This is a genomic window from Myroides sp. TSA_177.3, from assembly GCF_052691955.1.
The window spans coordinates 31,850-57,611 of the sequence record NZ_JBQZGD010000006.1 but is presented as its reverse complement, the minus strand read 5'-3'; the positions used below and the strand labels follow the sequence as shown (position 1 = coordinate 57,611).

The window sequence follows — 25,762 nt, the reverse complement described above, 5'->3', positions numbered from 1 at the left end:
CTTTGTATCAACCCATAAGGGTATACACAAGAAATGAAGAAAACAGTATTACATACTACTTTTAAAATGAACAGCATAGCTTCTGCTACTGCTGCTGTTTTCTTGTTATCTACTTCGCGGTCATCGCGGTCACGGGCTTAATTTTTTAAGCTTTCTTTTTCTTTGGGAATCGCAAGGTCTCCCAAACCAATAAATCTATCAAATTTTAATGTATTTCAACGAGATTGAAAGAGAGATTCATGCGTTTTAGCAGGTTCTGTTTTTGGCTTTGTTGAATTCTAACTATCTGTTTTTGAGATGAATTCAAATCAGTTTATCGTTATACCAGCGAATGAAACGCACGTTGGTTATGCTGCACAAATATGCGATGAAATGGCTCTTTCTGCCCAAGCACGTGGTACGGGAATTGCTAGGAGAAAACCGGAATATGTAGCAAACAAAATGCTGGAAGGTAAAGCCGTTATTGCTTTACATCAAGACGGAACTTGGGCGGGATTTTGTTATATCGAGACATGGAGTCATGGTGAATACGTTGCCAACTCTGGGTTGATTGTCAATCCCGTATTCAGAAAGGAAGGCCTCGCCAAAGCAATTAAAAAGCGAATTTTTGAACTCTCAAGAACTCAATATCCTCAAGCAAAAATCTTTGGATTAACAACTGGGTTAGCTGTAATGAAAATCAATTCCGAACTTGGTTATGAACCCGTTCCCTACTCTGAACTTACACAGGATGAGTCTTTTTGGAAAGGTTGTGAGAGTTGTATCAACTTCTCGATTTTGCAGAGTAAAGAACGCAAAAATTGTTTGTGTACTTCTATGCTTTGGGATCCAGTAGAAAAAGAAAAAGAGCTTCGAACTAAGATAGACCAAAAAACAAAAGCCAAAGAACGATTAAAAGAAATGCAGAAGAAGTACTCTTTACTGAAGCGACTGCAAATGAAAATTAAGCAAACAGTAAAGAAAACACATCTATTTTAAATTTTTAAACCGGAACATGATGAACAAAAAAATAGTTTTAGCTTTTAGTGGTGGATTAGATACGAGTTTCTGTGTCATTTACCTCAAAGAAGAATTGGGATATGAAGTACACTCAGTAGTGGTAAATACAGGTGGTTTTTCCCACGAGGAGTTAAAAGAAATTGAAGCCAAAGCCTACAGTTTGGGTGTGGCTTCTCATACAACAATTGATGAGACACAAGCATATTACCAGGCTTGTGTAAAATACTTGATATTTGGAAATGTATTAAAAAATGCAACTTATCCTTTGTCTGTGAGTGCAGAGCGTGTTTGTCAAGCTACAGCTATTGCGAATTATGCTAAGAAAATCAAGGCTACTGCTGTAGCGCATGGTAGTACGGGAGCAGGAAATGATCAGGTGCGTTTTGATATGATTTTCAATATCTTAATTCCTTCGATAGACATTATTACGCCGATTCGCGATTTAAAATTAAGCAGAGAAGAAGAGATTGATTATTTAGCCAAGCATGGTGTCGAAATAAATGCTGAGAAAGCAAAATATTCTATTAACAAAGGATTGTGGGGAACTTCAGTAGGAGGTAAAGAAACCTTAACTTCTAATCTATATTTACCAGAAGAAGCTTGGCCAACTCCAGTGAGCAAAACAACCCCAATGGTTGTTGAAATTGTGTTTGAGCACGGAGAACCGATTGCCTTAAATGGTATTCAAATGACCCCTACTGAAGTCATCCAACAATTACAAGAACTTGCACAACCTTTCGGTATTGGTAGAGATATTCACGTTGGAGATACCATTATCGGAATTAAAGGGAGAGTGGGCTTCGAGGCTGCAGCACCAATTATTTTAGTGAAAGCACATCACACACTTGAAAAGCACACCCTTACCAAATGGCAATTGAGCTGGAAAGAACAATTGGGTACATTTTATGGAAATTACCTTCATGAAGGACAATTTCATGACCCTGTGATGCGCGATTTAGAAGCTTTTTTGTCTAGTACACAACAAACAGTGAATGGAAAAGTGTGGGTAGAATTGCATCCCCACCGTTTTATCATACAGGGAATTGAATCTAAAAATGACCTCATGTCCAATGCATTTGGTAGCTATGGAGAGATGAATAATGCTTGGACGGGAGAAGACGTTAAGGGATTTTCGAAAATATTTGGCAATCAAGTAATGATTTGGCATAAAGTAAATCAACAGGAGGATGAATAAGGATAAAATTAAAGTAGGTATTGTTGGTGGGGCAGGTTACACAGGAGGAGAACTTCTTCGCTTGTTGCTGAATCACCCTGCCGTTGAGTTGGTTTTTATTCATTCTACTAGTCAGGCGAATAAACCAGTTTATGCGGTGCATACGGATCTATTTGGAGATACGGATCTTATGTTTACCAATGAGCTTCAACAAGAGATTGATGTTGTTTTTTTGTGTTTAGGACATGGGGATTCTAGCGTATTTCTACAAGAGAATGCATTTGGAAAATCAGTTAAAATAATCGACTTAAGTCAGGATTTTAGATTGAAAAAGGACAATAATCCTTTTGTTTACGGATTGCCTGAATTGAATAGAGAACAGCTGAAAAAGGCAAGCTATATTGCGAATCCAGGTTGTTTCGCAACGGCAATTCAATTGGCTTTATTGCCTTTAGCCGCTCAACAAGCTTTGCCTAGCACCGTACACGTACAGGCAGTTACTGGATCAACAGGAGCAGGACAAAGCTTAGCTTCTACTTCTCATTTTAGTTGGAGAGCCAATAATCTATCCGTGTATAAGGCATTTACTCATCAACATTTAGGTGAGATAGGAGAAAGTCTACATCAATTGCAACCTGAGACGAAGACGGCCCTCAAGTTTATACCTGAACGAGGTGATTTTGCGAGAGGAATATTTGTTAGCGCTATCTTGGAATCCACCTTGAACTTAACAACATTACAAACGATATATACCCAATACTATGAATCTCATCCTTTCACTCATTTTAGTGAAGAAGCGATTCATCTTAAACAAGTAATAAACACCAATAAATGCCTGATTTCAGTTGAAAAACACCATAATGATGTGCTTATTACAAGCACATTGGATAACCTACTGAAAGGAGCTTCAGGTCAAGCGGTTCAAAATATGAACCTCCTTTTCGGCTTAGACGAAAAAACAGGATTAAACCTTAAAGCATCTGCTTTTTAAACGAGATAAATTATGATGAAATTATATGATGTATATCCTTTGAATCCGATTGAGATTGTCAAAGGACAGGGAAGTTATGTTTGGGATAAAAACGGACAAGTTTATTTAGATTTATATGGTGGGCATGCCGTTATTTCTATCGGACATACTCATCCTCATTATGTTGAACGTTTAAAAAAGCAGCTAGATCAAATTGGATTTTACTCCAATTCGATTGAAATTCCCTTACAACGTCAAGTAGCAGCATTGCTAGGAGAGTTGTCTGGATTAGAAGATTATCAATTGTTTTTGTGTAATTCTGGAGCAGAGGCGAATGAAAATGCCTTGAAAATTGCTTCTTTTCATACGGGAAGAAAAAAAGTTATTGCTTTTGAAAAGGCATTTCACGGGAGAACTTCATTGGCCGTTGCAGCAACAGATAATGCAAAGATTGTAGCCCCAGTGAATGAAACAGAAAATATTGTTTTCTTGCCATTTAACGATGAGGATGCGTTAGCAAGTGCATTTGCAACCTATGGAAATGAAGTTGCTGCAGTAATTATTGAAGGAATCCAAGGGGTTGGAGGAATTCAAGTAGCCACAGCTTCTTTTTTACAGCAAATTAGAACCTTAACGACACAATATGGAGCTGTTTTTATCGCAGATGAAATCCAGTGTGGCTATGGTAGAACGGGTTCTTTTTATGCAGTTAATGATGAAGGAGTACAAGCGGATATCTATACAATGGCTAAAGGAATGGGGAATGGATTTCCGATTGGAGCTATTGCTTTAGCTTCAGTGTTCAAACCTTGGCATGGTCAATTGGGAACAACATTTGGTGGAAATCATTTAGCTTGTGCCGCTGCATTAGCCGTTTTAGAAGTGATGCAGCAAGATCAATTGTTACTTCACGCTAAAAAAATAGGAGATTACCTATTGGCAGAATTGAAAAAACTGGATAAAATACTAGAAGTTAGAGGAAAAGGATTGATGATTGGCATTGATTTTGCACCTGAACTAAAAAATTTCCGTCAAGACCTTTTGCTGAAAGATCACATTTTTACAGGAAATGCAAGCCCGAATGTGATTCGCTTGCTACCTGCGTTGACCTTGAGCGAAACAGATGCAGATCTATTTTTAGAGAAGTTCAATAAAAGATTACAACAGTATTAAAAACACAAACCAATGAAACAATTTTTTTCAGTACACGATATACCTTCTTTATCTGAAGCAGTGAAGACCGCTTTAGCTTGTAAGGCTAATCCGTTTCAAAATGAAGCGTTAGGAAAACACAAAGTAATTGGATTGGTGTTTTTAAATCCAAGTCTGAGAACGAGAATGAGCACGCAAAAAGCAGCTATGCAATTGGGCATGCAGGTGATGGTGATGAATATGACGTCTGATGGCTGGGCTTTAGAAACAAAAGATGGAGTAGTCATGGACGGCAATACGGCGGAGCACATCAAAGAGGCAGCTGCTGTGATGGGGGAATACTGTGATATTTTAGGCTTGCGCTCTTTTCCAGGTTTACAAGATGCAACTGAGGATTATAGTGAAGAGCTATTTCAAAAGTTTGCTCAATATTGTGGTAAACCTGTGGTGAGTTTGGAAAGCGCTACCAGACATCCGTTACAGAGCTTTACCGACCTTTTGACTATTATTGAAAAAGGAAATTATCACTATGATGAGGTAAAAAAACAATATATCCCCCAAGAAAAGAAACCTAAAGTGGTGTTGACTTGGGCACCGCATGTCAAAGCGCTACCTCAAGCCGTTCCCAATTCATTTGCAGAATGGATGATTCAGGCAGAAAAAGACGGGTTGCTTGATTTTGTTATTACTCACCCAGAAGGATATGCTTTGAAAGAAGAATTTACACAAGGGGCTACAATAACGACGAATCAAAAGGAAGCTTTACAAGACGCAGATTTTATCTATGTAAAGAATTGGTCAAGTTATGAGAACTATGGGCAAATTACCTGCACAGATGCTTCTTGGATGTTAACGTTAGATCATTTGAAGGAAACTAATCAAGCCAAAGTGATGCACTGTTTACCCGTAAGACGCGATTTAGTTATTGCTGCTGAAGTATTGGATAGTGAACACGCTATTGTGATTGAAGAAGCAGGAAATAGAGTATGGGCTGCTCAAGCCGTTTTACAAGAAATGTTGAAAAATAAATAAGAATGCAAAAACTAACAGTAATTAAAATTGGCGGAAATATTGTAGATGACGATAAGGCATTGAACGATTTCTTACAAGCTTTTGCGCAAATCAATACGCCTAAAATTTTGGTGCATGGTGGCGGAAAACTTGCTACTAAATTAGCTAGTGAATTAGCTATTCCTACTGAAATGGTGGAGGGAAGAAGGATTACTTCTGAAGCGATGTTGCCAGTTACTGTTATGGTTTATGCAGGACTTATAAATAAACAAATTGTTGCTCAGTTACAGCATTATCAATGTGATGCTTTAGGTGTATCGGGTGCAGATGCACAACTCATCCTGAGTCATAAACGCGCCATAGAACCGATTGATTATGGTTTTGTGGGCGATTTTACTCCTCCAGATGTCAATATTACTCGCTTAAGGCAATTCCTCGAATTAGGACTTTGTCCTGTATTCTCGGCAATTACAGCTGACCAAGAAGGACAATTGTTAAATACAAATGCAGATACAATCGCTTCAAACCTAGCCATTTCCTTAGCAACACACTATCAGGTAGACTTGGTTTATTGCTTTGAACATCAAGGAGTATTGCGCGATAGAAAGGATGAGAATTCGGTTATTCCTCAAATTCATCCTGCGAATTTTAATCAATTAAAAAATGAAGGTGTTATTTCGGATGGGATGTTACCTAAAATAGCAAATGCTTTAGCAGCAGTTGAGCAACAGGTACATCAAGTTTGTATCAAGTCGGCTCAAGATCTTTTGAAGCCAACGGCAGGTACCATCATCAGTCAATAAATACAAAATAAGAAATGAAAAAAGAACTAACGATAGAAGCTATAGCATTATTACAAAAGCTGATTGCAACGCCATCATTTAGTAAAGAAGAAGGGGAAACAGCAGAACTCATTGCACAATTTCTCTTACAGCACCAAGTCGCTATTCATCGTGATTTGCATAATGTTTGGGCGTTTAATAAGCATTATGATGCGAGTAAACCCACTATTTTGTTGAATTCACATCATGATACCGTTCGCCCCAATAAAGATTATACCCGAGATCCTTTTCAACCTGAAATTATAGAGGGGAAACTTTATGGACTTGGAAGCAATGATGCAGGTGGATGTTTGGTTTCGTTGCTAGCTACTTTTTTGTATTTCTATGAACAGGAACATTTGAACTATAATTTTTGCATCGCAGCAACAGCAGAAGAAGAAATATCAGGAACTGATGGATTAGAGTACGTGATTCCAAAATTAGGGGCACTTGACTTTGCTATTGTTGGAGAGCCTACGCAAATGCAGTTAGCGGTAGCAGAACGTGGGTTGATGGTAGTAGATTGTGTAGCGCATGGACGTTCAGGGCATGCAGCTCGAAATGAGGGAGACAATGCTATCTTGAAAGCAATGCCCGATGTTGAATGGTTCACAACGTACCAATTTCCGAAAGTATCGGAGGAATTTGGTCCGATTAAAATGAGTGTAACTTTGATTCAGGCGGGAACACAACACAATGTTGTACCAGCAACTTGTGAATTTGTTGTTGATGTTCGCGTTACGGATGCCTATACAAATGAAGAAGTTTTAGCTATTATCAAAGAACACGTGAATTGTGAAGTAAACGCGCGTTCTACTCGTTTAAAACCTTCTTCAATTGCGAAAGAGCATCCAATTGTACAAGCAGGAATTCAATTGGGACGCACAACTTATGGATCGCCAACGACAAGTGATCAAGCGCTATTAGCTATCCCTTCGTTGAAATGTGGCCCTGGAGATTCTGCTCGATCGCATACCGCAGATGAATTTGTATATGTTAGTGAAATCGAAGAAGGAATCTCACTGTATATCGAAATGTTAAACCAAATCGTGAAGTAAATGAAGTTATGGCAAAAAAATACAACCGTAAATCAAGCAGTAGATGCATTTACGGTTGGACAAGATAGAATCTTAGATCTAAATTTAGCTCCTTTTGATGTGCTAGGTTCTTTAGCGCATACCCAAATGTTACACCATATTGGATTATTAACAGAGGAAGAGTTAGCGCTGATTCAGAATGAATTAAAAGTAATTTACCAAGAAATTATTCAAGGTGAATTTCAAATAGAAGAGGAGGTAGAGGATATTCACTCTCAAATCGAGTTATTGCTCACAAGAAGAATTGGTGAAGCAGGAAAAAAAATCCACGCAGGACGTTCGAGAAATGACCAAGTGTTGGTGGATTTGAAACTATACTTTCGTCATGAAATTGAAGCGGTTGTGCAGCTTGTAAAAAGCGTATTCGAGACATTTCAACGTTTGAGCAATCAGCACAAAGCTGTATTAATGCCAGGATATACGCATTTGCAAATCGCCATGCCTTCTTCTTTTGGTCTTTGGTTTGGTGCTTATGCAGAGAGTTTAGTGGATGATTTGGAACTCATGTTAGCTGCATGGAAAGTGGTAAACAAAAATCCACTAGGTTCAGCGGCAGGATATGGGTCATCTTTCCCCTTAGATAGACAAATGACTACTGATTTGTTGGGATTTCAGTCTATGAATTACAATGTGGTTTATGCTCAAATGGGAAGAGGAAAAAGTGAGCGTATTTTGGCTCAAGGATTGAGTTCTATTGCTGCTACTTTGGCGAAATGGGCGATGGATTGTTGTTTGTACATGGGACAGAATTATAAGTTTATCGGATTTCCGGATCATTTAACGACAGGATCGAGTATTATGCCACATAAAAAAAATCCCGATGTTTTAGAATTAATTCGTTCAAGATGTAATAAGATTCAAGCATTACCCAATGAAATTGCTTTGATGACAACAAATCTACCTGCTGGATATCACAGGGATTTGCAATTGTTGAAAGAGAATCTATTTCCTGCTTTTACTTCATTGAAGGAATGTTTGGAAATGACTCAATTGATGTTAGAAAACATAGAAATTAATTCAGATATTTTATCTGATTCAAAATATGATTACTTGTTTAGTGTTGAGGTTGTAAACCAGTTAGTTTTAAATGGAACACCTTTTAGAGAAGCGTATAAAACAATTGGCTTAGCCATTGAGGAGGGACAGTATCAACCTACGAAGGAAGTAGAACATACACATCAGGGAAGCATTGGTAATTTGATGAATGAAGAAATAAAGGTAGCATTTGATACCGTATATCAAACCTTTGGGTTTGATCAAGTGAAGAATAAACTAGTACGTTTAGTGTTGTGATAGATTGTAAAAAGACTTAGGATTTGTTTCCTAAGTTTTTTTGTTTAAATTTATGTTAATTAAACAAGCGTTGTATGTTAATAAAAGAAACTTTACTAATTGCTTTGTGTCTGTTGCTATTTTCTTGTTCAAAAAGTGATGATGATTCAGTGGATGAGCCAGATGTTTTTTCATTAGAATATTTTCCTATTAAGAGTTTTGACGAACTTGATAGGGGAAGTTATTTTTATCGTGGTTTTCAAGCTGAAGATCGAAAAGCTAGTATGCTATTGGAAAATACTACTTCCTGTGTAAGATTTGATGATTTATATATACATAAAGATAGTTTGGAAAATCTTAGTTTAATTGAATATAATTTTCATGAATCAGGCCAGTTTGGATGTAATCGTTATAAGACCATTTTGTTTCAAGAAAATAGATTATATGAAGAAGGAATTTTATTTACAACTATAAGAGATCCGTATGGGAAAAGGCTTTTTAAAGGCTTACTTGAATTTGGTTTTCAGGGAGGCTATTTGCGTATTGAAGATAAAATCTCAAATTATGTCAAAAAAGACCCAGAAGGAAAAGTCTATATGTATTTTAAAATGATAAAAAAGTAGATATACACATACAGATGATGATTAATTTAAGATATCTTTCTTTGATATTCTAATAAATATAAGTCAGGATTGTAGTTTGTATAACATGTTGTTAGTGCAACAAGAGTATTTACAAAATACGTAATAAAATAATAAAATGAAAAAATATGTTTTTCTTGTTTTAAGTACCCTCTTGTTAACTAGCTGTTCAAAAGGGGATGATAATTCTGATAATTCTGACCCTGTTTTTGAGTTAGAATATATTAAATTAAAAGATATTGAAGAAATTAAAAATCAAACCTTTTTTTATGCAGGGATTAAAGTAGGAGATAAAAAAACGAGTTTGGTAATTCCTGGTTCTATGTCTTGTCGAGCATCAGAGTATTTTGGACCAGCATTTGATCCTTTGCATCCAAATCTTGATTTTGCCTATATTAAATATAAAACAGGAGGAATAATGTGTGAGGTAACAAATTCATCGTTTTTTTCTGAAACGAGTTTAGTAGAGGAAGGACAGTTATTTACAACAATTCGAGATGGGTATATCGATGATTCTAATCCGCTTAATATCATAATTGTTTTACAGGAACGAAGTTTCAAAGGAATTCTAGAAATTGGTTTTCAGGGAGAATATTTGCGTATAGAAGATCGAATGTCAACCTATAAAAGAGAAGATCCTAATGAGAAAGTATATTTGTATTTTAAAAAATAAGGAGAGTAATGAAGAGTAAATAGTGTAATTTTTATTGTAGAATATTTTGAGTCAAAGCATAATTTAGGGTTTTTTAATTTCTTCTATTTAGTGTGTGTATATTATATTAGGAGGAGTTTTGATTGCTAAGAATAACAATATAACAGATATGAATAATAATATAACAGATATGAAGAAGAATAGACAAATTTTAGTTTTAATAATTAGTGTTTTAATTTTTTCTTGTTCAAAATCGGACGATAATAAAGATGAGTTTGATCCTATTTTTGATTTGGAATATACTAAACTAAAGAATTTGGATGACATTAGTAAAAATGTTTTTTATTACGCAGGAATTAAGGTTGGAAATGCCAAAACGAGTATGTTAATTCCAGGTTCAACATCTTGTCGTGCTTCGGAATATTTTAGTCCCATGGAAGAAAAAACATTAGCTAATTTAAATTTTGGTTATATAAAGTATCAAATTGGAGCATTAGGATGTGAGACAACAAATTCTAGTTTTTTTACCGAAACTAGCCTAATTAATGAAGGAGAATTATTTACTACAATTAGAAATGGAATTATTCAAGATAGGGGACCTATAATTTTAGAGAAGCGGATTTTTAAAGGAATTCTAGAAATTGGTTTTCAGGGAGAATATTTGCGTATAGAAGATCGAATGTCAACCTATAAAAGAGAAGATCCTAATGAGAAAGTATATTTATATTTTAAAAAATAAAAAAGGAAGCTAATTGCTTCCTTTTTTATTAAATATCATCGTAATTAATATGAATTTCATCGGATGTAACAATCGCTTGACAAGATAAAATTAAGCCTTCTTCAACTTCTTCATCAGTAAGAATACTATTGCGTTTCATCGTTGCAGAACCTTTGGTAACTCTACACATACAAGAGCTACAAATACCTCCTTGACAAGAATATGGAGCGTCAATACCTGCTTCTAAAACGCCATTTAATAATGCTTGACTTTTCGGCATTTCAAAAGTAGATTCTTCATCATCAACGATTACCGTTACTTTTGTACTTCCACCTCCTACTTCCACTGGATTGTTTCCATCTGTATTTGGCGTGAAGATCTCAAATAAAATATGATCTTTTGCTATTCCTTTGGATTGTAAGGTTTCACTTACAACATCAATCATCGCTTCAGGTCCACATAAGAAATAGCTCGCAAAGGTTTTATCTTGATGTTTATTATTGACTACAAAGTTAATAGCGGCTTTGTCAATGCGTCCAAAAAGAGAGTCGTTTTCTCTCATTCTCGAATAAACAAAATGCACATACAACTGTTCTGGGTATTTTTCTTGTAGTAGGTGTAATTGCGTATGGAAAATAGTCTCCTCCGCTGTCTTATTACCATAAACTAACACAAATTTACTGTTAGGCTCTTCGGTTAGAACAGTCTGTAAGATTGACATAACAGGTGTAATACCACTACCTGCAGCAAAAGCAGCATAGTTATTTGTTGCTCCAGCATCTGGTGTAAACGTGAAACGCCCTTCAGGGGTATCTACTTCTAACTGATCTCCTTCTTTCAACACATCATTGGCATATACGGAAAATACTCCCTGCTCTACTTTTTTGACTACAATGCGAATTTCTCCGCTCTCAGGCGTAGAACAAATCGAATAAGCACGTCTTATTTCTTTGCCATTATGTTCATATCTGATGTTGAGATATTGCCCAGCAACAAACTTATAATCTGATTGTAATGCTGCAGGAATATCAAATACAATAGATACCGCATTTGGAGTTTCTCTACGAATCTCTTTTACCGTTAATTTGTTGAATCTTGACATCGTTTAGTTCTGTTTAAGTTCGCAAAAATACAAAACCCTTGGAGTAAAAGGAAGTTTTACTTCTCGGTTTAACTAAAAATATTATACCTAAATGTTATAGGTATTGAAAAAACACTATATTTGTATACCTAATAATCTTATGTATGGCGAAGCAGCAACAATTATATAAAGGAAGTTTGAATACCATTATTATGAAACTATTGGCTGAAAATGGTCGAATGTATGGATATGAAATCACACAGAAGGTAAAAGAAATTACGGCTGGAGAGATGAATTTAACAGAAGGTGCGCTCTATCCGGCCTTACATAAGCTAGAAGCAGATGGCTTTTTAGATGTAGATATGGAACGCGTAGATGGAAGAGTAAGAAAGTATTACAAATTGACTGAAAGTGGGGTAACGGAAACAACAAACAAAATGGAGGAGCTAGAAAACTTCATTCGAAATATGCAAAATATTGTCAATCTAAAGTTGACCTAACATTTATTTAATACAATTTAAAAATGAGGATTAAGCTAACTCCCCTTCAGATTCAAACTATTGACGAAAGATTACGCCAAAAGTATGAGTTGACATACGAGGAATTCAGATTGGAACTTCTCGATCATATTGCCTGTGATATTGAGGAATTAATGGAGCAAGGAGAACCCTACGAGGAAGCAACAATTCTTGTTTTTAGAAAGTGGAATGTAAAGTTGCTGTCTAATACAAAGGGGTTTTATAAAGGAATTCCTCACTTTATTTTAGATCAAATAAATGCTACGTATAGAAAAATAGAAATTAAACTATCGGGTTTTGCTTTGTTATTCGGTTTGATTCTCATCGTAAGCGAGAAATATTTAGTTTTTGATTTACAGCTTGTTCTGTATTCGTTGTTTGCAATTAATGCTGTTGGAGTGGTTCTAATTTATCAAGAGTTAAAAGGATTACAAGATTATCGCTATGATTTTTTCAAAAGTAAATCTCTAGTTGTGTTGCTTCAAAGTGGAGCAGCTTTAGTTGGAATACAAGCGTTTTATTTTGCTTGGGATATAGGAATAGGTAGTTTAGAGATACTAGTGATTTATTATTTCTTACTTAATACGTATTTATTATATCGATTCAGAACCTATAGTAAGTATCAAAAATTAAAAATAGCCAAAATAAAATGAGTTTAAATGATGCCCAGGTAGTTGCTATTGAAGATCAATTAATTAAAGTTTATCAGATAAGCTATAAAGAAATTCGTGCTGAGATATTGGATCATATTGCTTGTGATATCGAAAGAGAAATGGAGGAGGGACAAAGCTATAGTAATGCTTTTACTGCTATTTTCACTAGATGGGATACAAAGTTGAAAACGAATACTTGGGGTATTTATAAAGGAATCCCAAATTTTGTACAACAACAGTTAGCCAAAGATTTTAATCAAACAGATTGGAAAATAAAGTTACTCAGTTTTTTTGGTATAATTCCAATTATACTCTTGTTAGTATATTGGGAAATTCGAATTGAGCTATTTTACTTCTTGTTGCTTTTTATTAGCTGGGTGGGCTATCGAATTGTTTATTACCAAATTAAAGGAATTAAGGATTATCGAATTGAATTTTTTAATAGACAAACCCAAATGATGCTTGGGCTTTGTCTAAGTAGTATTGTGCTTTGGATTGGTTTTGATCTACTTTGGGATGACCCTGCCGAGATTCATGTACTAAGCTTTTTTATCCTTTATTATTTTTTTAGCATCTGTTATTTCCAGTATAACTGCTTAAAGAATTTAAAAAATAGAAAAATAAAAATTATGTAATGCTATAATTGAAAAATGAAAAACTTAACAACCAACCAAATACTTGAAATAGAAACTATCTTAATTCAACGTTATGATTTAAAATATGATGAATTTAGAAACGAAGTAGTCGATCATATTGCTTGTGAAATAGAAGAACAAATGCAAGAAGATGTTGCGTATGAGGTCGCTTTGAATCATATCTTAAAAAAATGGCATTTTGAATTGAAACCAATTATCGGACATAAAGGTGTACCCACCTTCATTGTAAAACAATTATGTAAAAAGGATGCTACTCGTTATTTCTTTTTGATTTTGTTCTTTTTCGGTACTTGTTATCTGGATAGTAAAACTTCTATAGGGTCTCAGGTTAGTCCATGGTTGAGTTTCGGCTTTATTCTAATTGGATTTTTACTTTCGGTAGTTGTTCAAAAGCGATTTTTTACACAAAAAAATTATGAAATGCTCTTTTATATGAACGGTCTAGGCGGTATGATGCTAGTTACTGTTATTACATTGACCTTAGCGATGTTTAATCTTAGAGCTGGATTTGGACAAATTTTTTTCTTGTCTTCAAATCATATTTTTATACTGACGTTAAATGTTTTAATCTGGAACCTCTTTTTTGTCTCTAAAGTTTTAATACACAATAAGTATCATAAGGTTCAGTCCATTTAAAGAAGTAGTAAGTATGACTAGATTAACAACATCTCAAATTCAGCATATTGACCAGTTTTTAATGGAACACTATCGCTTGTATTATATTGATATTCGTGCAGAAGTAGTGGATCACATGGCCAATGATATAGAAGAACAAATGCAAGATAAAACTTATGAAGAAGCCTTCGTTCATGTCATTGCTAAATGGGATGCTACATTAAAACCATCGAAATTCTTCTTTAGAGGTATACCTAAGTTTATTGCACAGCAATGGATCAAAGAACGAATAAAACGAGGGGCTAAAGCTTGTTTATTTGGAGCATTAACTACCTTAATTATCGCTAGTTTCTTTTTCCGTTTTACTGACTTGGATACTTATATGCTATGGGGATTGGGAGCATTACTTACACTCTATCTAGGGATAGGAATCTTGTATATCATCAATCGTGGTTTAGTCAAGGAGATTCCTTTGTACACCGCAACGGGTACTTTCCTCAGAGTGGAATTTAAAAGACTCGGATGGGTACAGAGTGTATTTATTATTATGCCGTTGCTCGGTCAAATGAAGCTTATATCGATAGGAGAGTTGTTTTTATATATCTATCTCTTCATCGGATTTGTGATGCTATTCTACATGGTACATTGGCGTTTGGATTACCAAAAAGAAAAATTGTATCAAATTAAATGGAAGTCTGCATAAAATGATTGGTATGGAAAGAAAGATTACTTTACAAGAAATCGAACAATTACACATTTTTGTACGTCAACATTATGTTGAGTTTTACGATGTGGAATTAGAATTGGTCGATCATTTAGCGAATGACATTGAAGCACAATGGCACAAGGATACCCAATTATCTTTTGAGCAAGCGTTGCATATTGCATTTAAGAAGTTTGGTGTTTATGGGTTTAGTGATGTCGTGGATCAAAAGATTAATAAATTAAGTAATGTCTACTATAAAGCAAGTTTCAAGTTGCTTAAGGAGTTTTTTACCTTGCCTAAAATAATTGTTTCTCTTGCTTTGTTTTTGTTGATTTATGTAGCAACGAGGAATGCATCAGGTATAAATTTACAACTTGTAGAAGATGTTTCACTTGGCTTAGGTTTGTTATTTATGGTTTTTCAATGTGTGAAATTATATCGGACTAGAAGAGAAAGAGAAAAACGAAAAGAGAAGAAATGGTTGTTGCATTCAGTTTTATTTAATTTAGAAGTTTGGCCTTATTATATCATTACTTTTCTTGAAATTCAATTGATTATGCCCCGCGATTCTAGTACTGGAACCCAAACGAGTATGTCGATATTATCCGTTTTGTTGGTTACAATAACCCTATTGTATGTATATATACTAAAAGCAATTATTGTTCCCAGAATTTGGCATGACCTAAATGAACAGAAAAAGAAACTAGTAAACTTATAAAGTCGATGAGAAGTATTTCTTCAGAAAGAAATCCTCGAATTACCTCAAAAATACCATGCGATTTAATATACTAAACGACTGTAAAACAGTCGTTTTTTTTATACTATCAATTTAGAAAGTGAAGGGAAGATGTAACAGAAAGGGTAGAGTAGCGTCTTATTCTATATCAACCAAAAAAAATAGAGTATGAAACAACGATTCACCTTGTTTTTGTGCTTTTTATCACTAGTTTCTTTTGCACAAATAAAGGGAACGATAGTAGATCAAGAAGGAAAACCAATTAGTTATGCTACAGTAATTCTGGAACAAACCCAGCAAGGAGCGATAAGTAACGACAAAGGAGTGTATGAGATTAAACCCAAAAATCAGGGAGATTTTACACTTGTTTTTCAGTTTTTAGGCTATAAAACGGAGCGTAAAAAAGTAACGTATCAAGGACAACCCTTGACTGTGGATATTGTCTTACAAGAAGAAGAATTTCAGCTGGATGATATTGTAATCAAAGTAGGTAAAAACCCTGCCGATGATATTATTCGCAGAGCTATTGCTAATAAGGCGCAAAATACAAAAGGGATGGCTACTTTTGCCGCAGACTTTTATTCAAAAGGAATGATTAAGAGTTTGAAAATTCCCAAATTTGCACAAGATAAAGTGTTGATTAACGGAGATAAGGCCGCTGGAATAGATTCTCTCGGACAAGGGATTCTTTATTTATCGGAAACCGTATCGGAGTTAAAATACCAAAAACCCAACCAGTTAAAAGAGCATATTGTTGCTTCTAAAATTAGTGGAAACAATAATGGATATAGCTTTAATACAGCGGATGAATCGTTCTATGATTTCTATGAAGACCAATTGAAAGTCGCTGATTTTGATGCTCAATTAGTCTCTCCAATTGCGAAGCAAGCCTTTGCTTTTTATAAGTATAGTCTAGAAGCAACTTTTAAAGATAATGGGGTAGTAATCAATAAGATTAAAGTTACGCCTAAAGTGAAAAATCAACCCGTATTTTACGGCGATATCTATATTGTGGATACCTCTGCAGCCCTATATGGAGTTGACTTAACTGTAACAGGTGTTAGCTTGCAACAGCCTTTTATAGATGAAATAACGATTAGCCAGAACTTCTTCTTTAATCAAGCCAACCAAACTTGGGTAAAGCGTTCTCAGACATTGGATATGATGATTGGATTGTTTGGATTCAAAGGGCAAGGAACGTTCTTGAGTGTATTCAATAACTATAATTTTACGCCTAATTTTACGAGAGCTGATTTTGGTAAAGAAGTGCTTTCTTTTGCGAAAGATGCTAATAAAAAAGAAGATGATTTCTGGGTCAATCACCGTTTGTATCCATTAACGACAGAAGAAGTTCAAGATTATCATTTCAAAGATAGCATCCGCGAAATTAAAGACTCTCCTCAATATAGAGACAGCCTACGCATGGCTCACAATCGCTTTGAATTTTTATCTCCTTTAACGGGTTATAATTATAAAAGTAAAAGCGAGCGTTTTACTTTTAATTATAATGGTTTAATTGAGCTAGATAAAATTGGATTTAATACGGTTCAAGGATTCTATATGGGAACCAATTTTGGCGCAACTTTCTATGGGAAAGATAAAAAATCATATACACGTGCTGGGTTGAATATAAATTATGGTTTTGCTTCTGAACGTTTTAGAACATATGGAAGTATAAGTCACCGATTAAATGATGTACATAAATCCTTGTTTTATGTAAAAGGTGGTACAAAAATAGAGCAGTTTCACAAGGATAACATCAGTGAACAATTCAATAGTTTGTTCTCGTTGTTGTTCAGAAAAAACTTTGCCAAGTATTACAACAATGAAAATGCTTATGTAGGATATCAAGGGAAATTTATGGATGAAGCGTTGGCTTTGACTACAGAAGTAGGGTATGAGCAACGAAAACCGCTGTTTAATAACGCGAATGGTTCTTTCTATACCGGAAGTAGAGCGTATACCTCAAATGATCCTACAAACCCGTTAAATGATCTAAGCGCGCCAATTGAACTACATCATTTGTATAAATTTCGTCTTGGTGCTACGATTCGATTGGGTATGAAGTATGTTTCTTATCCAGAAGATCGTTGGTATATTCCAAATACAAGTTATCCAAAAATCAACGTGGGGTACGAAAAAGCATTCAATGGGAATCTTAATGGTTATAATTACGATTTGGTTACTGCAGGTATTGCTCAAGATATTTCATTGGGTAATAAAGGGGCGTTTTCTTATAACCTTAAAGGAGGGCATTTCTTTAATGCAGATGATATTTCGTATGTGGATCGCAAACATTTTACAGGAAACCAAACCCATTTAAATATAGAGAATGATCGAATGAGTTCGTTTAATCTATTGCCTTACTATAGTTTAAGTACCAATAAATCATATGCGGAAATGCATATGGAATACAATTTCAAAGGATTTATTATGAATCGCCTACCTCTGTTGAAATGGACAGGATGGAATGTTGTTGCAGGGTATCACAATGCTATCGTATCAGATACAAAAGCTTATCAAGAATTTACTGTGGGCTTATCTAATATTGGTTTTGGAAGCATGAAAGGTTTCCGTGTAGATTATGTACGTGCCTACCAAGGAAGCAATTTCTTTAAGGATGGTTTCATGTTTGGATTTAAGAAAGACTTTTAGCGTTAGTTTGATATTTGGATTGGAAAGGAATTTAGTTTATTACGTGGACAGTCCAAAAAAAAAGCCCGATACAATTGTATCGGGCTTTTGTCTATATTAGAAGTTTGATTTGAATTGCTCTAAGAAGCGAACATCGTTCTCGTAGAACATACGAATATCGCTGATTTGGTACAATAACATAGCAATACGCTCGATTCCCATACCAAAGGCAAATCCACTATATTCATTTGCATCAATGTTACAATTGGTCAATACGTTTGGATCAACCATACCACATCCCATAATCTCTAACCAACCTGTTCCTTTTGTGATTCTGTAATCCACTTCCGTTTTCAATCCCCAGTAAATATCTACTTCAGCACTTGGCTCAGTAAAAGGGAAATACGAAGGACGTAAGCGAATCTTAGACTTACCAAACATTTCTTTGGTAAAGTATAGTAAAGTTTGTTTTAAATCAGCAAAAGACACGTCTTTATCAATGTATAATCCTTCTACTTGATGGAAGATACAATGAGAACGAGACGAAATATCTTCATTTCGGAATACACGTCCTGGAGAAATTGTACGCAAAGGCGGTTTGTGATCCTCCATATAGCGCGCTTGTACCGATGAAGTATGCGTGCGCAATAAATGTTGTGGATTCGACTGCACAAAGAATGAATCTTGCATATCACGCGCTGGGTGATAGTCAGGAAAGTTCAAGGCAGAGAAGTTATGCCAATCGTCTTCAATTTCTGGACCTTCAGAAATAGTAAAACCAATACTGTTAAAAATATCAACAATTTGATTTTTTACAAGTGAAATAGGGTGTCTTGATCCGATTGATGTAGGATAACCAGGACGCGTTAAATCGCCATATAATCCTTGTACATTCTTAGACTCTATTTCCTCTTGAATGGTTTTTACTTTAGTTTCAATGGCGCTTTTTAGTGTATTAATCGCCTGACCAAATTCCTTTTTCTGATCGTTAGGAACGGTTTTAAAGTAGGCAAATAATTCATTTAAAATCCCCTTCTTCGAAAGGAACTTAATTCTAAAAGCTTCTAATTGTTCTTTGTTATCGGTTTGGAAATGTTCTGCCTCCCCAATGTATTCTTTTATCTTATCTATCATTTTAAGTAAAGTAAAAGGCAAATTTACTGCTTTTCATTTAGACATAAAATTAAAGCATGCTAAATTTTTATTTATCCGTGTTTTAATCTATATATTTTAGCTCTAAGAAATAATGCACAATTGCTTCTTTCATTAAAACACTTTGTTCTCCTGCTCGCAACGCAGGTAAATGTTCTTTTACATTGTAATGCGGCCATCCGTCATTGTCATAATGATCAAATTCATAATATCCGTAGGGCTCAAGTAGGCGGCATATTGCGATATGCATTAAATTAACTTTATCGTCTTTTTTATATCGTTTTTTAATTTTACCTAGTTCTTGAACACCAATAAGATAGATGATTGATTCTAGATCGAGGACTTCCCCGTCACCAAAGCGGGTAGATATCTTTTGTACCACGTCGTCCCACCTTTTTTTTAATTGTTCATCTCTTGCCATCTTGTTGTTTGTTTGAATGAAACAAAGATACAATTTACTTATGACGCAGATTTATAGAAAAAATAATAATTTAGGGGATTATAAATTATGGATAGCATGATACTAGATATTTTGGTTTTATTAGCTTTGGCTTTTGGTGTATTTAAAGGGTTTAAAAACGGTTTTTTTGTATCCGTTGTTGCCTTCTTATCCCTGTTGATTGGTACGATGGGAGCTTTAAAATTTTCCAATGTAGTCAAAGATTTTCTTCAACATAAATGGGGATGGGAATCAAGCTTTTTACCTGTATTGTCTTTTGTAATTGCATTTGTATTGGCCATATTAGCGGTGCGATTGGCAGCGCAAATCACAACGAAAATCTTTGAAGCGGCTTTTTTAGGTTTTTTTAATCGAATGTTGGGAGCTTTGTTCCAGATTTTAGTTGTTGTTCTGATGATGAGCCTAGTGTATGCAGTACTGGATCAAATAAACAACAGCATCCGTATCATCGGCCCAGAAACGTTAGCTTCATCAAAAAGTTATAGCATTTACCTGTTTGTATCAGAGCATATCTTTCCGAGTTTATTTGAAATGGTGAAGCACTTATTTGAAAAAAGCGTAGATGTTTTGCAAACACCTACGCCTGAATCTATTTAAATTTCGCGAATAACATCTTTGTTAATCCAACCAATTTCTTGATTTTCTAATCGGACTTTCATCCATAATCCTTTTTCTTCTAAGAGGAATACTTTAGTTCCTTTGTGCAACTCTTTGAGTGTTGCTGAGGTTGTCTTTGCATCTTCTTTGAGGTCTGTTTTGGCAGCGAATATTAGTGCAGCCGTACTATTACTTTTATAATTGCTTTCAAAAGATGCTGCATATAGACTTCCTAAACCAAGAACAACACTAAGAATCATACCAACAAATAGGAGACGCTTGATTGTACTATTGTGATTGATAAAATAGACAATAAAACACAAGAGTAATGCAATACTAGACAGTGTAGCTACAATAGCCCATCCATCAATGGATAATTTTCCCAATGATTGATGTACAATATCAGCCTTTTCATATTCCTGAATGATGGTAATATCATCTTCTAAATGCTCTTTGGTAAAATTCAAATTGGTTTTCGCCTCTTGCATGGAGGGATTCAATTTCAAGGTCTTTTCATAGTAGTAAGCCGCATTGACATAATCTCCGGTTTTAAAATAGGCGTTAGCCAAATTAAAATACAATTCCGGTGAATTGTCATGGATGTTTGCCAAAGCCAAATAGCCTTCAATAGCCTCTTTGAAATGTTCCTTCTGAAAAGTTTCATTCACTTTGTCAAAAGACTTCTGCCAATCCGTAGTTTGGGCGTAACTACATACCCCCAACAAGGCAAAAACAAGATAGAAAGTTAGTTTTTTCATTAGGATTTAAATTGTTTTTCCAATTGATCAATTACATCAATGGCTGTTTCGTAATCTTTGACTATATCTACTTGATCTGTTGGCGTATAACGCGCCCACTCACAAGCATTTTTAAGGTTCATAAAAGAATCAATAGCGGCTGGCGTAATGGATTTCTCTTGCAAAATTTCAGTGATATTATCATTGCTCATTTCGCTCGTTTCCATATTCAATTTAGCCTTTAAGAAATTGTGTAAACAACGCTCTAAAGCTTCATAAAATAACGCTTTGTTATTCATGTTCTTTTTCGCTTCGCCTAAATATTTCTTCGCTAATCGGTTGTTTCTTTTTAATCTATTTCCTTCAACATCGTTGGCTTTAGCCTCTTTCAATCGAGCTCCAATCACAAATAATGGCATAATGACAAGAGGAGCTAGCAATAAGAAATAGAACAAAGATGTATTCCAATACGTTGGTTGCTTCGATTCAATAAAGGTCAATGTCTTTTTGTTCTTTTGGAAAAGTTCCTGATCATCTGCGTGATCTGTACCAGTAACTTCTTTGTTTGTTGGCAGCATTGGACCATCTAAAACATGAATCTTTAGGGTATCAGTTGTAATCGTTTTATATTGTTTTGATGCCAAATCGAAATACGAAAATTCCATCGGATCAATGTTGTACTCTCCTTTATATTGTGGAATTATCGTGTATTTATTGGTTCTGTTTCCTTGTAAACCAGCAGCTGTAGGGTTTAATTTTTCTGAATATTGAGGGTCATATACCTCTAATGCAGAATGTGCAACGGGTGTAGGAAGCGTAACTAGGTTGAGGTTTCCCTTTCCAGAAACACTAACAGTTAAATATAAAGGCTCACCCGCTTTTAACTCCGTAGTAGAAGGTTTTACTTTGAAGGAGAAATCACCAACCCCTCCAGAGAAGTTTGCAGGTCTGTCTTTTTGTGGTAGCTCTTGGGCATCAATGGTAATGGCTTGTGTACTGAATTCTTTTTCTACTAAGCCATATTCCGGAAAGCCAAAGAAATCTCGACGCCCTGTTGGTACTTCAACTTGAACGGTTAAGGAGAGGGGTTTAATAACTTGTTTGCCTACTTCTTGAGCCATGATAATATCTTGCTTCAAGACAACGTAATTGTACATTTCCCCTTTGTATTTTCCTTGTTTTAGTTCAGGACGTTGTGGCATTTCAATATTATACGTCCAGAATTTATCGTATGTAGGGATTTGATTACCGCGGTAACCACCAACAGTTGTATTAAAATACAATTTGTATACAATGGAAACGGGCTCATTGATGAAAGGCTTAGTCTTTGAAACTTCAGCAACTAGGTGAACTTTATCTAAAGACCCTTGCTGCATTTGATGAATCTGTTGACGAGGATCTTGTCGTTCAACAGCATCTGTAACTGTAATGGTGATGGGATTGGTGGTATACGTTTCTCCATCCATCACAATGCTTGCTTTACCAATGGTAATCTTTCCTTTTCTCTTGGGTTGTAAAAGATAAGAGAACGATTTTTTAAACGATTTTTTTCCATTCATCCAAGCATAACTAACCGAGCTATTTGGTCCACCAACAACACTAAATCCTTCAAAATTTGGAGAACGAAAATTATCTCCATCACTATTCATGGTAAATTCAATCTGAATAACGTCATTTAAAGGCACTTGATCCTTATTTACACTCGCCTCAAAAGTTGCTTGTGCAGCTAAAGATTGTGTGAAAAGGACACAAACCAATACAATATACAGGTGTAATGTTTTCATAATTTAAAGCTTACCAATCTTTTTTACGTTGTGTTGATACCCCTTGTGCTTCGCCTTTTTTATCTCCTTTTTTATTCTTGTCAATCAAACGTTGTTGTACCGCTTGTTCATCGCGATTCACGGCATCTAATATACGCTCCATCTGCTCTTTGCTTTGCTGCTGTTTCTGTTGCTGTGGATTCGGCTTTTGATCCTTATTTTGATCTTTATTATCCTTGTTGTCTTTATCGTTTTTATCGTCTTTATTGTCTCCTTGATCTTTCTTGTCGTCTTTTTGATCGTCCCCTTTATCATTCTGCTTGTTGTCATCCTGATTTTTGTCCTGGTTCTGATCTTGATTTTGATCTTTGTTCTGATCTTGGTTTTTGTCTTGATTTTGTTGATTATCCTGGTTGTCCTGATCTTGATTGTCTTTATTCTGATCGTCTTGAGGATTTTCTTCGTTTAGTTTTTTCGCAACAGCATAGTTATAACGCGTTTCATCATCCTTCGGATTATTGCGCAAGGCATTTTTATAAGCTTGCTCTGCTGCTTTATAGTTCTTTTCAGCCATATAAGCATTACCCAAGTTGTGATAGGCTTGATGCTTAGCTGTTTTAGTCGTCGCTTCTTTAATCGCTTTGTTATAGGCTGAAATCGCCTCTTTATTCTGTTTTTGGCGGATAAGACTATTCCCTAAATTATAGGTTGGTGTTTCCTTTTTGTCACTCTTAGATGAGGCAATACGATAAGCCGCTTCAGCTTGAGTGAATTGCTTGTGTTCATAGGTTTCATTTCCTACAGTTAAAGCGCGACCTGCTGATTGTGCCCAAGCAGACAGCGAAGCGAAAAGAACCAATCCAAAGGTCAAATATATATGTTTCATTTTTCTACTAACTATAAGCATTATTCTTTTTCATTGAAGAGATTTAATTTCTTCATCCAACTCGTTTTGCGTTCAAGAATGAATAAATCAATACAAATGAGTAAAAAAGCTAATCCTAAAAACCACTGAAATTGGGATTGAAATTCAGCTATTTGTTGGGATTCGAAATCTGTTTTTTCAATTTTGTTGAGCTCATTTGTGATTAGATCTACAATTTCTTGTGTATTTGATCCATAAAAGTATTTTCCTCCAGTTGCATCTGCAATGTGTTTCAACGTGGATGGGTCCAATTTAGTAATAACAATCTCGTTGTCCCAATCTCTTTTATATTCAATGCCCTTTGCCGTTTTAATAGGAATAGGACCTCCTTTTTCTGTTCCAACACCAATAGTAATAATCTTGATGTTTTTTTCTTTTGCTATTTCGATTGATGAATCTACACCCTCTCCGTGATCTTCCCCATCTGAAATAAGAATCATCACCTTACTTGTTCTAGGGTTGTCAAAGTAATTACTTGCCACGTGGATGGCATCTTCTAAGGCTGTTCCTTGAGAAGAAACCATATCTGTATTCATGGATTGTAAATACATCTTGGCTGCATAGTGATCGGTAGTAATTGGCAACATAGGAAATGCACTTCCTGCGTATCCTACAATTCCAATACGATCAGGTCCGAGACTATTGATAATTTGCGAAGTCAATTGTTTCATCTTCGCCAAACGATCAGGAGCCATATCTTGTGCAAGCATACTCTTGGAAACATCAAGTGTGAAAACAATATCAACCCCTTGTCTTTTTACCGTAACAATGCGTGTCCCAATTTTTGGATTGACAAGTGCAAATATGATACAAATCAAGGCGGCTACATATAACCCCGCTTTGATAATGGATTTATTTGCAGATTTATTTGGAGCTAACGCTTGCAGTGCCTTTGGTGTTGCAAACGTTTTTTGCACTTTCTTTTTCCATAGTATTTCCCATAGCACGAGCAAAGCAATAACTGCTATTGCAAGTAATAAAAGAAAATATTTTTTGTCATCTAATTCCCACATAATGCTATTAAATAAATCCTCTAAAAAGTGTTTTACTTAGAATAAAATCTAATGCTAATAAGATAAAAGCAAGAAGAGCAAATAATCTGAATTTTTCTTCTGTATTGACATACTTCTGCTCATCTATTTTTGTTTTTTCTAGCTGATTGATTTCGTCGTATATATTTTTAAGGCTTTGTGTATTGGTTGCTCTAAAATATTGCCCGCCTGTTTCTTTGGCAATAGTCTTCATCAATTCTTCATCCAGTTCAACAGGAATTTTCTCATAGCGCAACTCACCATTAGGACCATACCCTACAGGAGATTCAGCTAATCCGTTCGTTCCTATTCCAATCGTGTAAATTTTAATATTGAACTCTTTGGCAATTTGAGTTGCCATTAAAGGATCAACAGTTCCTGTATTATTGACCCCATCCGTTAGTAAAATGATAATTTTACTTTTCGCAGGACTCGTTTTTATACGGTTAATAGCGGTGGTTAATCCCACACCAATTGCGGTTCCATCTCGTAAATCATCCGAGTATTTAATATCTCGAAGTGAATTTAAAAGTAAGGTTTTATCACTAGTTACGGGCGTTTTCGTATAGGCCTCTGCGGCGTAAATCACAATTCCGATGCGATCCGCTACACGTTGACTTACGAAGTCCGCAGCTACTTCTTTTAAGGCTTCCAAACGATTGGGTTTTAAATCTCGAGCTAACATACTCCCGGAAATATCCATCGCCATTACAATATCAATTCCATGTGTAGAGTGTATTTGATGGTCTACACTAATCACTTGTGGTCGTGCCAAGGCAACAATAAGCGCACTCAGAGCTACTGTTTTTAGTACAATAGACAGGGGCAATAAGCGAACTAAAAGCGATGAATGTCCTGTAAAAGGTGCTATCGAACTGAATTTAATAGTTGCCTTTTGTCTCTTTCTGTTTCTATACCAAATGAAGATAACAAGAGGTAATAGTAGAAACAACCAAAAGAATTCAGGATGTAAAAAGGTTGCGTTTCTCAT

Annotated in this window: 27 protein-coding genes; 19 read left to right on the top strand and 8 right to left on the bottom strand. The window is 35.3% G+C overall.

What is annotated here, in order from left to right:
* Positions 1-297: 297 nt before the first annotated feature.
* The 11 genes from ACUTSE_RS07880 (at position 298) to ACUTSE_RS07830 (ending at position 10,528) form a co-directional block, all read left to right on the top strand.
* Positions 298-978, top strand: a complete 681-nt coding sequence (locus ACUTSE_RS07880; RefSeq protein ID WP_445639808.1) for a GNAT family N-acetyltransferase — start codon at positions 298-300, stop codon at positions 976-978.
* Positions 979-994: 16 nt separating this feature from the next.
* Positions 995-2,194 (top strand): argininosuccinate synthase, encoded by a 1,200-nt coding sequence (gene argG / locus ACUTSE_RS07875; RefSeq protein WP_445639807.1) that lies wholly within the window; start codon positions 995-997, stop codon positions 2,192-2,194.
* On the top strand, positions 2,187-3,164 hold the full coding sequence (argC, locus tag ACUTSE_RS07870; RefSeq protein ID WP_445639806.1) for an N-acetyl-gamma-glutamyl-phosphate reductase: 978 nt from the start codon (positions 2,187-2,189) through the stop codon (positions 3,162-3,164). Before argG ends, argC begins: the two co-directional genes overlap by 8 nt.
* Positions 3,165-3,176: 12 nt before the next feature.
* On the top strand, positions 3,177-4,316 hold the full coding sequence (locus ACUTSE_RS07865; protein ID WP_445639805.1) for an aspartate aminotransferase family protein: 1,140 nt from the start codon (positions 3,177-3,179) through the stop codon (positions 4,314-4,316).
* 12 nt (positions 4,317-4,328) lie between these two features.
* Positions 4,329-5,327 (top strand): acetylornithine carbamoyltransferase, encoded by a 999-nt coding sequence (locus ACUTSE_RS07860; protein ID WP_445639804.1) that lies wholly within the window; start codon positions 4,329-4,331, stop codon positions 5,325-5,327.
* A 2-nt stretch (positions 5,328-5,329) separates the two neighbouring features.
* Positions 5,330-6,109: an acetylglutamate kinase gene (gene argB, locus ACUTSE_RS07855; protein ID WP_445639803.1), complete on the top strand. Its 780-nt coding sequence runs from the start codon at positions 5,330-5,332 to the stop codon at positions 6,107-6,109.
* Between the two features lie 14 nt (positions 6,110-6,123).
* Positions 6,124-7,185 (top strand): M20 family metallo-hydrolase, encoded by a 1,062-nt coding sequence (locus ACUTSE_RS07850; protein WP_445639802.1) that lies wholly within the window; start codon positions 6,124-6,126, stop codon positions 7,183-7,185.
* Positions 7,186-8,517 (top strand): argininosuccinate lyase, encoded by a 1,332-nt coding sequence (gene argH / locus ACUTSE_RS07845; protein ID WP_445639801.1) that lies wholly within the window; start codon positions 7,186-7,188, stop codon positions 8,515-8,517.
* Between the two features lie 74 nt (positions 8,518-8,591).
* Complete coding sequence (locus ACUTSE_RS07840) at positions 8,592-9,119, top strand: hypothetical protein (protein ID WP_445639800.1); 528 nt, start codon at positions 8,592-8,594, stop codon at positions 9,117-9,119.
* Positions 9,120-9,255: 136 nt separating this feature from the next.
* Positions 9,256-9,810: a hypothetical protein gene (locus ACUTSE_RS07835; protein WP_445639799.1), complete on the top strand. Its 555-nt coding sequence runs from the start codon at positions 9,256-9,258 to the stop codon at positions 9,808-9,810.
* 148 nt (positions 9,811-9,958) lie between these two features.
* Positions 9,959-10,528 (top strand): hypothetical protein, encoded by a 570-nt coding sequence (locus tag ACUTSE_RS07830; protein WP_445639798.1) that lies wholly within the window; start codon positions 9,959-9,961, stop codon positions 10,526-10,528.
* 28 nt (positions 10,529-10,556) lie between these two features.
* On the opposite strand, the gene ACUTSE_RS07825 is transcribed toward ACUTSE_RS07830, so the two are convergent.
* Complete coding sequence (locus ACUTSE_RS07825) at positions 10,557-11,609, bottom strand: ferredoxin--NADP reductase (protein ID WP_002988383.1); 1,053 nt, start codon at positions 11,607-11,609, stop codon at positions 10,557-10,559.
* A gap of 143 nt (positions 11,610-11,752) precedes the next feature.
* Between ACUTSE_RS07825 and ACUTSE_RS07820 the strand changes: the two genes are divergently transcribed.
* The 7 genes from ACUTSE_RS07820 (at position 11,753) to ACUTSE_RS07790 (ending at position 18,127) form a co-directional block, all read left to right on the top strand.
* Positions 11,753-12,088: a PadR family transcriptional regulator gene (locus ACUTSE_RS07820; RefSeq protein ID WP_115092021.1), complete on the top strand. Its 336-nt coding sequence runs from the start codon at positions 11,753-11,755 to the stop codon at positions 12,086-12,088.
* Positions 12,089-12,111: 23 nt separating this feature from the next.
* Entirely contained in the window at positions 12,112-12,759 is a 648-nt protein-coding gene (locus tag ACUTSE_RS07815) for a hypothetical protein (protein WP_445639797.1), read from the top strand.
* The gene (locus ACUTSE_RS07810; protein WP_445639796.1) at positions 12,756-13,394 is read left to right on the top strand and encodes a hypothetical protein; all 639 of its coding nucleotides are present in this window, start codon (positions 12,756-12,758) and stop codon (positions 13,392-13,394) included. The genes ACUTSE_RS07815 and ACUTSE_RS07810 overlap by 4 nt, the downstream gene beginning before the upstream one ends.
* Before the next feature lie 15 nt (positions 13,395-13,409).
* On the top strand, positions 13,410-14,051 hold the full coding sequence (locus ACUTSE_RS07805; protein WP_445639795.1) for a hypothetical protein: 642 nt from the start codon (positions 13,410-13,412) through the stop codon (positions 14,049-14,051).
* Positions 14,052-14,064: 13 nt separating this feature from the next.
* Positions 14,065-14,733 (top strand): hypothetical protein, encoded by a 669-nt coding sequence (locus tag ACUTSE_RS07800; protein ID WP_445639794.1) that lies wholly within the window; start codon positions 14,065-14,067, stop codon positions 14,731-14,733.
* A 10-nt stretch (positions 14,734-14,743) separates the two neighbouring features.
* Entirely contained in the window at positions 14,744-15,454 is a 711-nt protein-coding gene (locus ACUTSE_RS07795; RefSeq protein WP_445639793.1) for a hypothetical protein, read from the top strand.
* A gap of 186 nt (positions 15,455-15,640) precedes the next feature.
* Positions 15,641-18,127, top strand: a complete 2,487-nt coding sequence (locus tag ACUTSE_RS07790) for a DUF5686 and carboxypeptidase regulatory-like domain-containing protein (protein WP_445639792.1) — start codon at positions 15,641-15,643, stop codon at positions 18,125-18,127.
* A gap of 96 nt (positions 18,128-18,223) precedes the next feature.
* Here ACUTSE_RS07790 and pheS read toward each other — a convergent pair whose 3' ends face one another.
* A complete protein-coding gene (pheS, locus tag ACUTSE_RS07785; RefSeq protein WP_036462794.1) occupies positions 18,224-19,240 on the bottom strand; it encodes a phenylalanine--tRNA ligase subunit alpha in 1,017 nt (338 codons plus the stop codon).
* An 82-nt stretch (positions 19,241-19,322) separates the two neighbouring features.
* Positions 19,323-19,679: a hypothetical protein gene (locus ACUTSE_RS07780; RefSeq protein ID WP_002988365.1), complete on the bottom strand. Its 357-nt coding sequence runs from the start codon at positions 19,677-19,679 to the stop codon at positions 19,323-19,325.
* A gap of 96 nt (positions 19,680-19,775) precedes the next feature.
* Here ACUTSE_RS07780 and ACUTSE_RS07775 point away from each other — a divergent pair, with 96 nt between their 5' ends.
* On the top strand, positions 19,776-20,315 hold the full coding sequence (locus ACUTSE_RS07775) for a CvpA family protein (RefSeq protein WP_002988363.1): 540 nt from the start codon (positions 19,776-19,778) through the stop codon (positions 20,313-20,315).
* Here the strand turns inward: ACUTSE_RS07775 and ACUTSE_RS07770 are convergent.
* Genes ACUTSE_RS07770 through ACUTSE_RS07750 form a run of 5 tightly spaced genes read right to left on the bottom strand, consistent with a single transcriptional unit; the run spans position 20,312 to position 25,762 of the window.
* Entirely contained in the window at positions 20,312-21,073 is a 762-nt protein-coding gene (locus tag ACUTSE_RS07770; RefSeq protein ID WP_445639791.1) for a tetratricopeptide repeat protein, read from the bottom strand. The two genes, ACUTSE_RS07775 and ACUTSE_RS07770, sit on opposite strands and share 4 nt — an antisense overlap.
* On the bottom strand, positions 21,073-22,836 hold the full coding sequence (locus ACUTSE_RS07765; protein WP_445639790.1) for a BatD family protein: 1,764 nt from the start codon (positions 22,834-22,836) through the stop codon (positions 21,073-21,075). Before ACUTSE_RS07765 ends, ACUTSE_RS07770 begins: the two co-directional genes overlap by 1 nt.
* A 10-nt stretch (positions 22,837-22,846) precedes the next feature.
* Positions 22,847-23,701 carry a tetratricopeptide repeat protein gene (locus ACUTSE_RS07760; protein ID WP_445639789.1) on the bottom strand — a complete coding sequence of 285 codons (855 nt, stop codon included), beginning with the start codon at positions 23,699-23,701 and terminating at the stop codon, positions 22,847-22,849.
* Positions 23,702-23,721: 20 nt separating this feature from the next.
* Complete coding sequence (locus ACUTSE_RS07755) at positions 23,722-24,753, bottom strand: vWA domain-containing protein (RefSeq protein WP_002988353.1); 1,032 nt, start codon at positions 24,751-24,753, stop codon at positions 23,722-23,724.
* Positions 24,754-24,760: 7 nt separating this feature from the next.
* Complete coding sequence (locus ACUTSE_RS07750) at positions 24,761-25,762, bottom strand: vWA domain-containing protein (protein ID WP_002988351.1); 1,002 nt, start codon at positions 25,760-25,762, stop codon at positions 24,761-24,763.

What these genes read in the sequence shown, in the direction of transcription:
- ACUTSE_RS07880 (WP_445639808.1), top strand. Translation starts at nt 298, where the DNA reads ATGAATTCAAATCAGTTTATCGTTATACCAGCGAATGAAACGCACGTT.
- argG (WP_445639807.1), top strand. Translation starts at nt 995, where the DNA reads ATGATGAACAAAAAAATAGTTTTAGCTTTTAGTGGTGGATTAGATACG.
- argC (WP_445639806.1), top strand. Translation starts at nt 2,187, where the DNA reads ATGAATAAGGATAAAATTAAAGTAGGTATTGTTGGTGGGGCAGGTTAC.
- ACUTSE_RS07865 (WP_445639805.1), top strand. Translation starts at nt 3,177, where the DNA reads ATGATGAAATTATATGATGTATATCCTTTGAATCCGATTGAGATTGTC.
- ACUTSE_RS07860 (WP_445639804.1), top strand. Translation starts at nt 4,329, where the DNA reads ATGAAACAATTTTTTTCAGTACACGATATACCTTCTTTATCTGAAGCA.
- argB (WP_445639803.1), top strand. Translation starts at nt 5,330, where the DNA reads ATGCAAAAACTAACAGTAATTAAAATTGGCGGAAATATTGTAGATGAC.
- ACUTSE_RS07850 (WP_445639802.1), top strand. Translation starts at nt 6,124, where the DNA reads ATGAAAAAAGAACTAACGATAGAAGCTATAGCATTATTACAAAAGCTG.
- argH (WP_445639801.1), top strand. Translation starts at nt 7,186, where the DNA reads ATGAAGTTATGGCAAAAAAATACAACCGTAAATCAAGCAGTAGATGCA.
- ACUTSE_RS07840 (WP_445639800.1), top strand. Translation starts at nt 8,592, where the DNA reads ATGTTAATAAAAGAAACTTTACTAATTGCTTTGTGTCTGTTGCTATTT.
- ACUTSE_RS07835 (WP_445639799.1), top strand. Translation starts at nt 9,256, where the DNA reads ATGAAAAAATATGTTTTTCTTGTTTTAAGTACCCTCTTGTTAACTAGC.
- ACUTSE_RS07830 (WP_445639798.1), top strand. Translation starts at nt 9,959, where the DNA reads ATGAATAATAATATAACAGATATGAAGAAGAATAGACAAATTTTAGTT.
- ACUTSE_RS07825 (WP_002988383.1), bottom strand. Translation starts at nt 11,609, where the DNA reads ATGTCAAGATTCAACAAATTAACGGTAAAAGAGATTCGTAGAGAAACT.
- ACUTSE_RS07820 (WP_115092021.1), top strand. Translation starts at nt 11,753, where the DNA reads ATGGCGAAGCAGCAACAATTATATAAAGGAAGTTTGAATACCATTATT.
- ACUTSE_RS07815 (WP_445639797.1), top strand. Translation starts at nt 12,112, where the DNA reads ATGAGGATTAAGCTAACTCCCCTTCAGATTCAAACTATTGACGAAAGA.
- ACUTSE_RS07810 (WP_445639796.1), top strand. Translation starts at nt 12,756, where the DNA reads ATGAGTTTAAATGATGCCCAGGTAGTTGCTATTGAAGATCAATTAATT.
- ACUTSE_RS07805 (WP_445639795.1), top strand. Translation starts at nt 13,410, where the DNA reads ATGAAAAACTTAACAACCAACCAAATACTTGAAATAGAAACTATCTTA.
- ACUTSE_RS07800 (WP_445639794.1), top strand. Translation starts at nt 14,065, where the DNA reads ATGACTAGATTAACAACATCTCAAATTCAGCATATTGACCAGTTTTTA.
- ACUTSE_RS07795 (WP_445639793.1), top strand. Translation starts at nt 14,744, where the DNA reads ATGGAAAGAAAGATTACTTTACAAGAAATCGAACAATTACACATTTTT.
- ACUTSE_RS07790 (WP_445639792.1), top strand. Translation starts at nt 15,641, where the DNA reads ATGAAACAACGATTCACCTTGTTTTTGTGCTTTTTATCACTAGTTTCT.
- pheS (WP_036462794.1), bottom strand. Translation starts at nt 19,240, where the DNA reads ATGATAGATAAGATAAAAGAATACATTGGGGAGGCAGAACATTTCCAA.
- ACUTSE_RS07780 (WP_002988365.1), bottom strand. Translation starts at nt 19,679, where the DNA reads ATGGCAAGAGATGAACAATTAAAAAAAAGGTGGGACGACGTGGTACAA.
- ACUTSE_RS07775 (WP_002988363.1), top strand. Translation starts at nt 19,776, where the DNA reads ATGATACTAGATATTTTGGTTTTATTAGCTTTGGCTTTTGGTGTATTT.
- ACUTSE_RS07770 (WP_445639791.1), bottom strand. Translation starts at nt 21,073, where the DNA reads ATGAAAAAACTAACTTTCTATCTTGTTTTTGCCTTGTTGGGGGTATGT.
- ACUTSE_RS07765 (WP_445639790.1), bottom strand. Translation starts at nt 22,836, where the DNA reads ATGAAAACATTACACCTGTATATTGTATTGGTTTGTGTCCTTTTCACA.
- ACUTSE_RS07760 (WP_445639789.1), bottom strand. Translation starts at nt 23,701, where the DNA reads ATGAAACATATATATTTGACCTTTGGATTGGTTCTTTTCGCTTCGCTG.
- ACUTSE_RS07755 (WP_002988353.1), bottom strand. Translation starts at nt 24,753, where the DNA reads ATGTGGGAATTAGATGACAAAAAATATTTTCTTTTATTACTTGCAATA.
- ACUTSE_RS07750 (WP_002988351.1), bottom strand. Translation starts at nt 25,762, where the DNA reads ATGAGAAACGCAACCTTTTTACATCCTGAATTCTTTTGGTTGTTTCTA.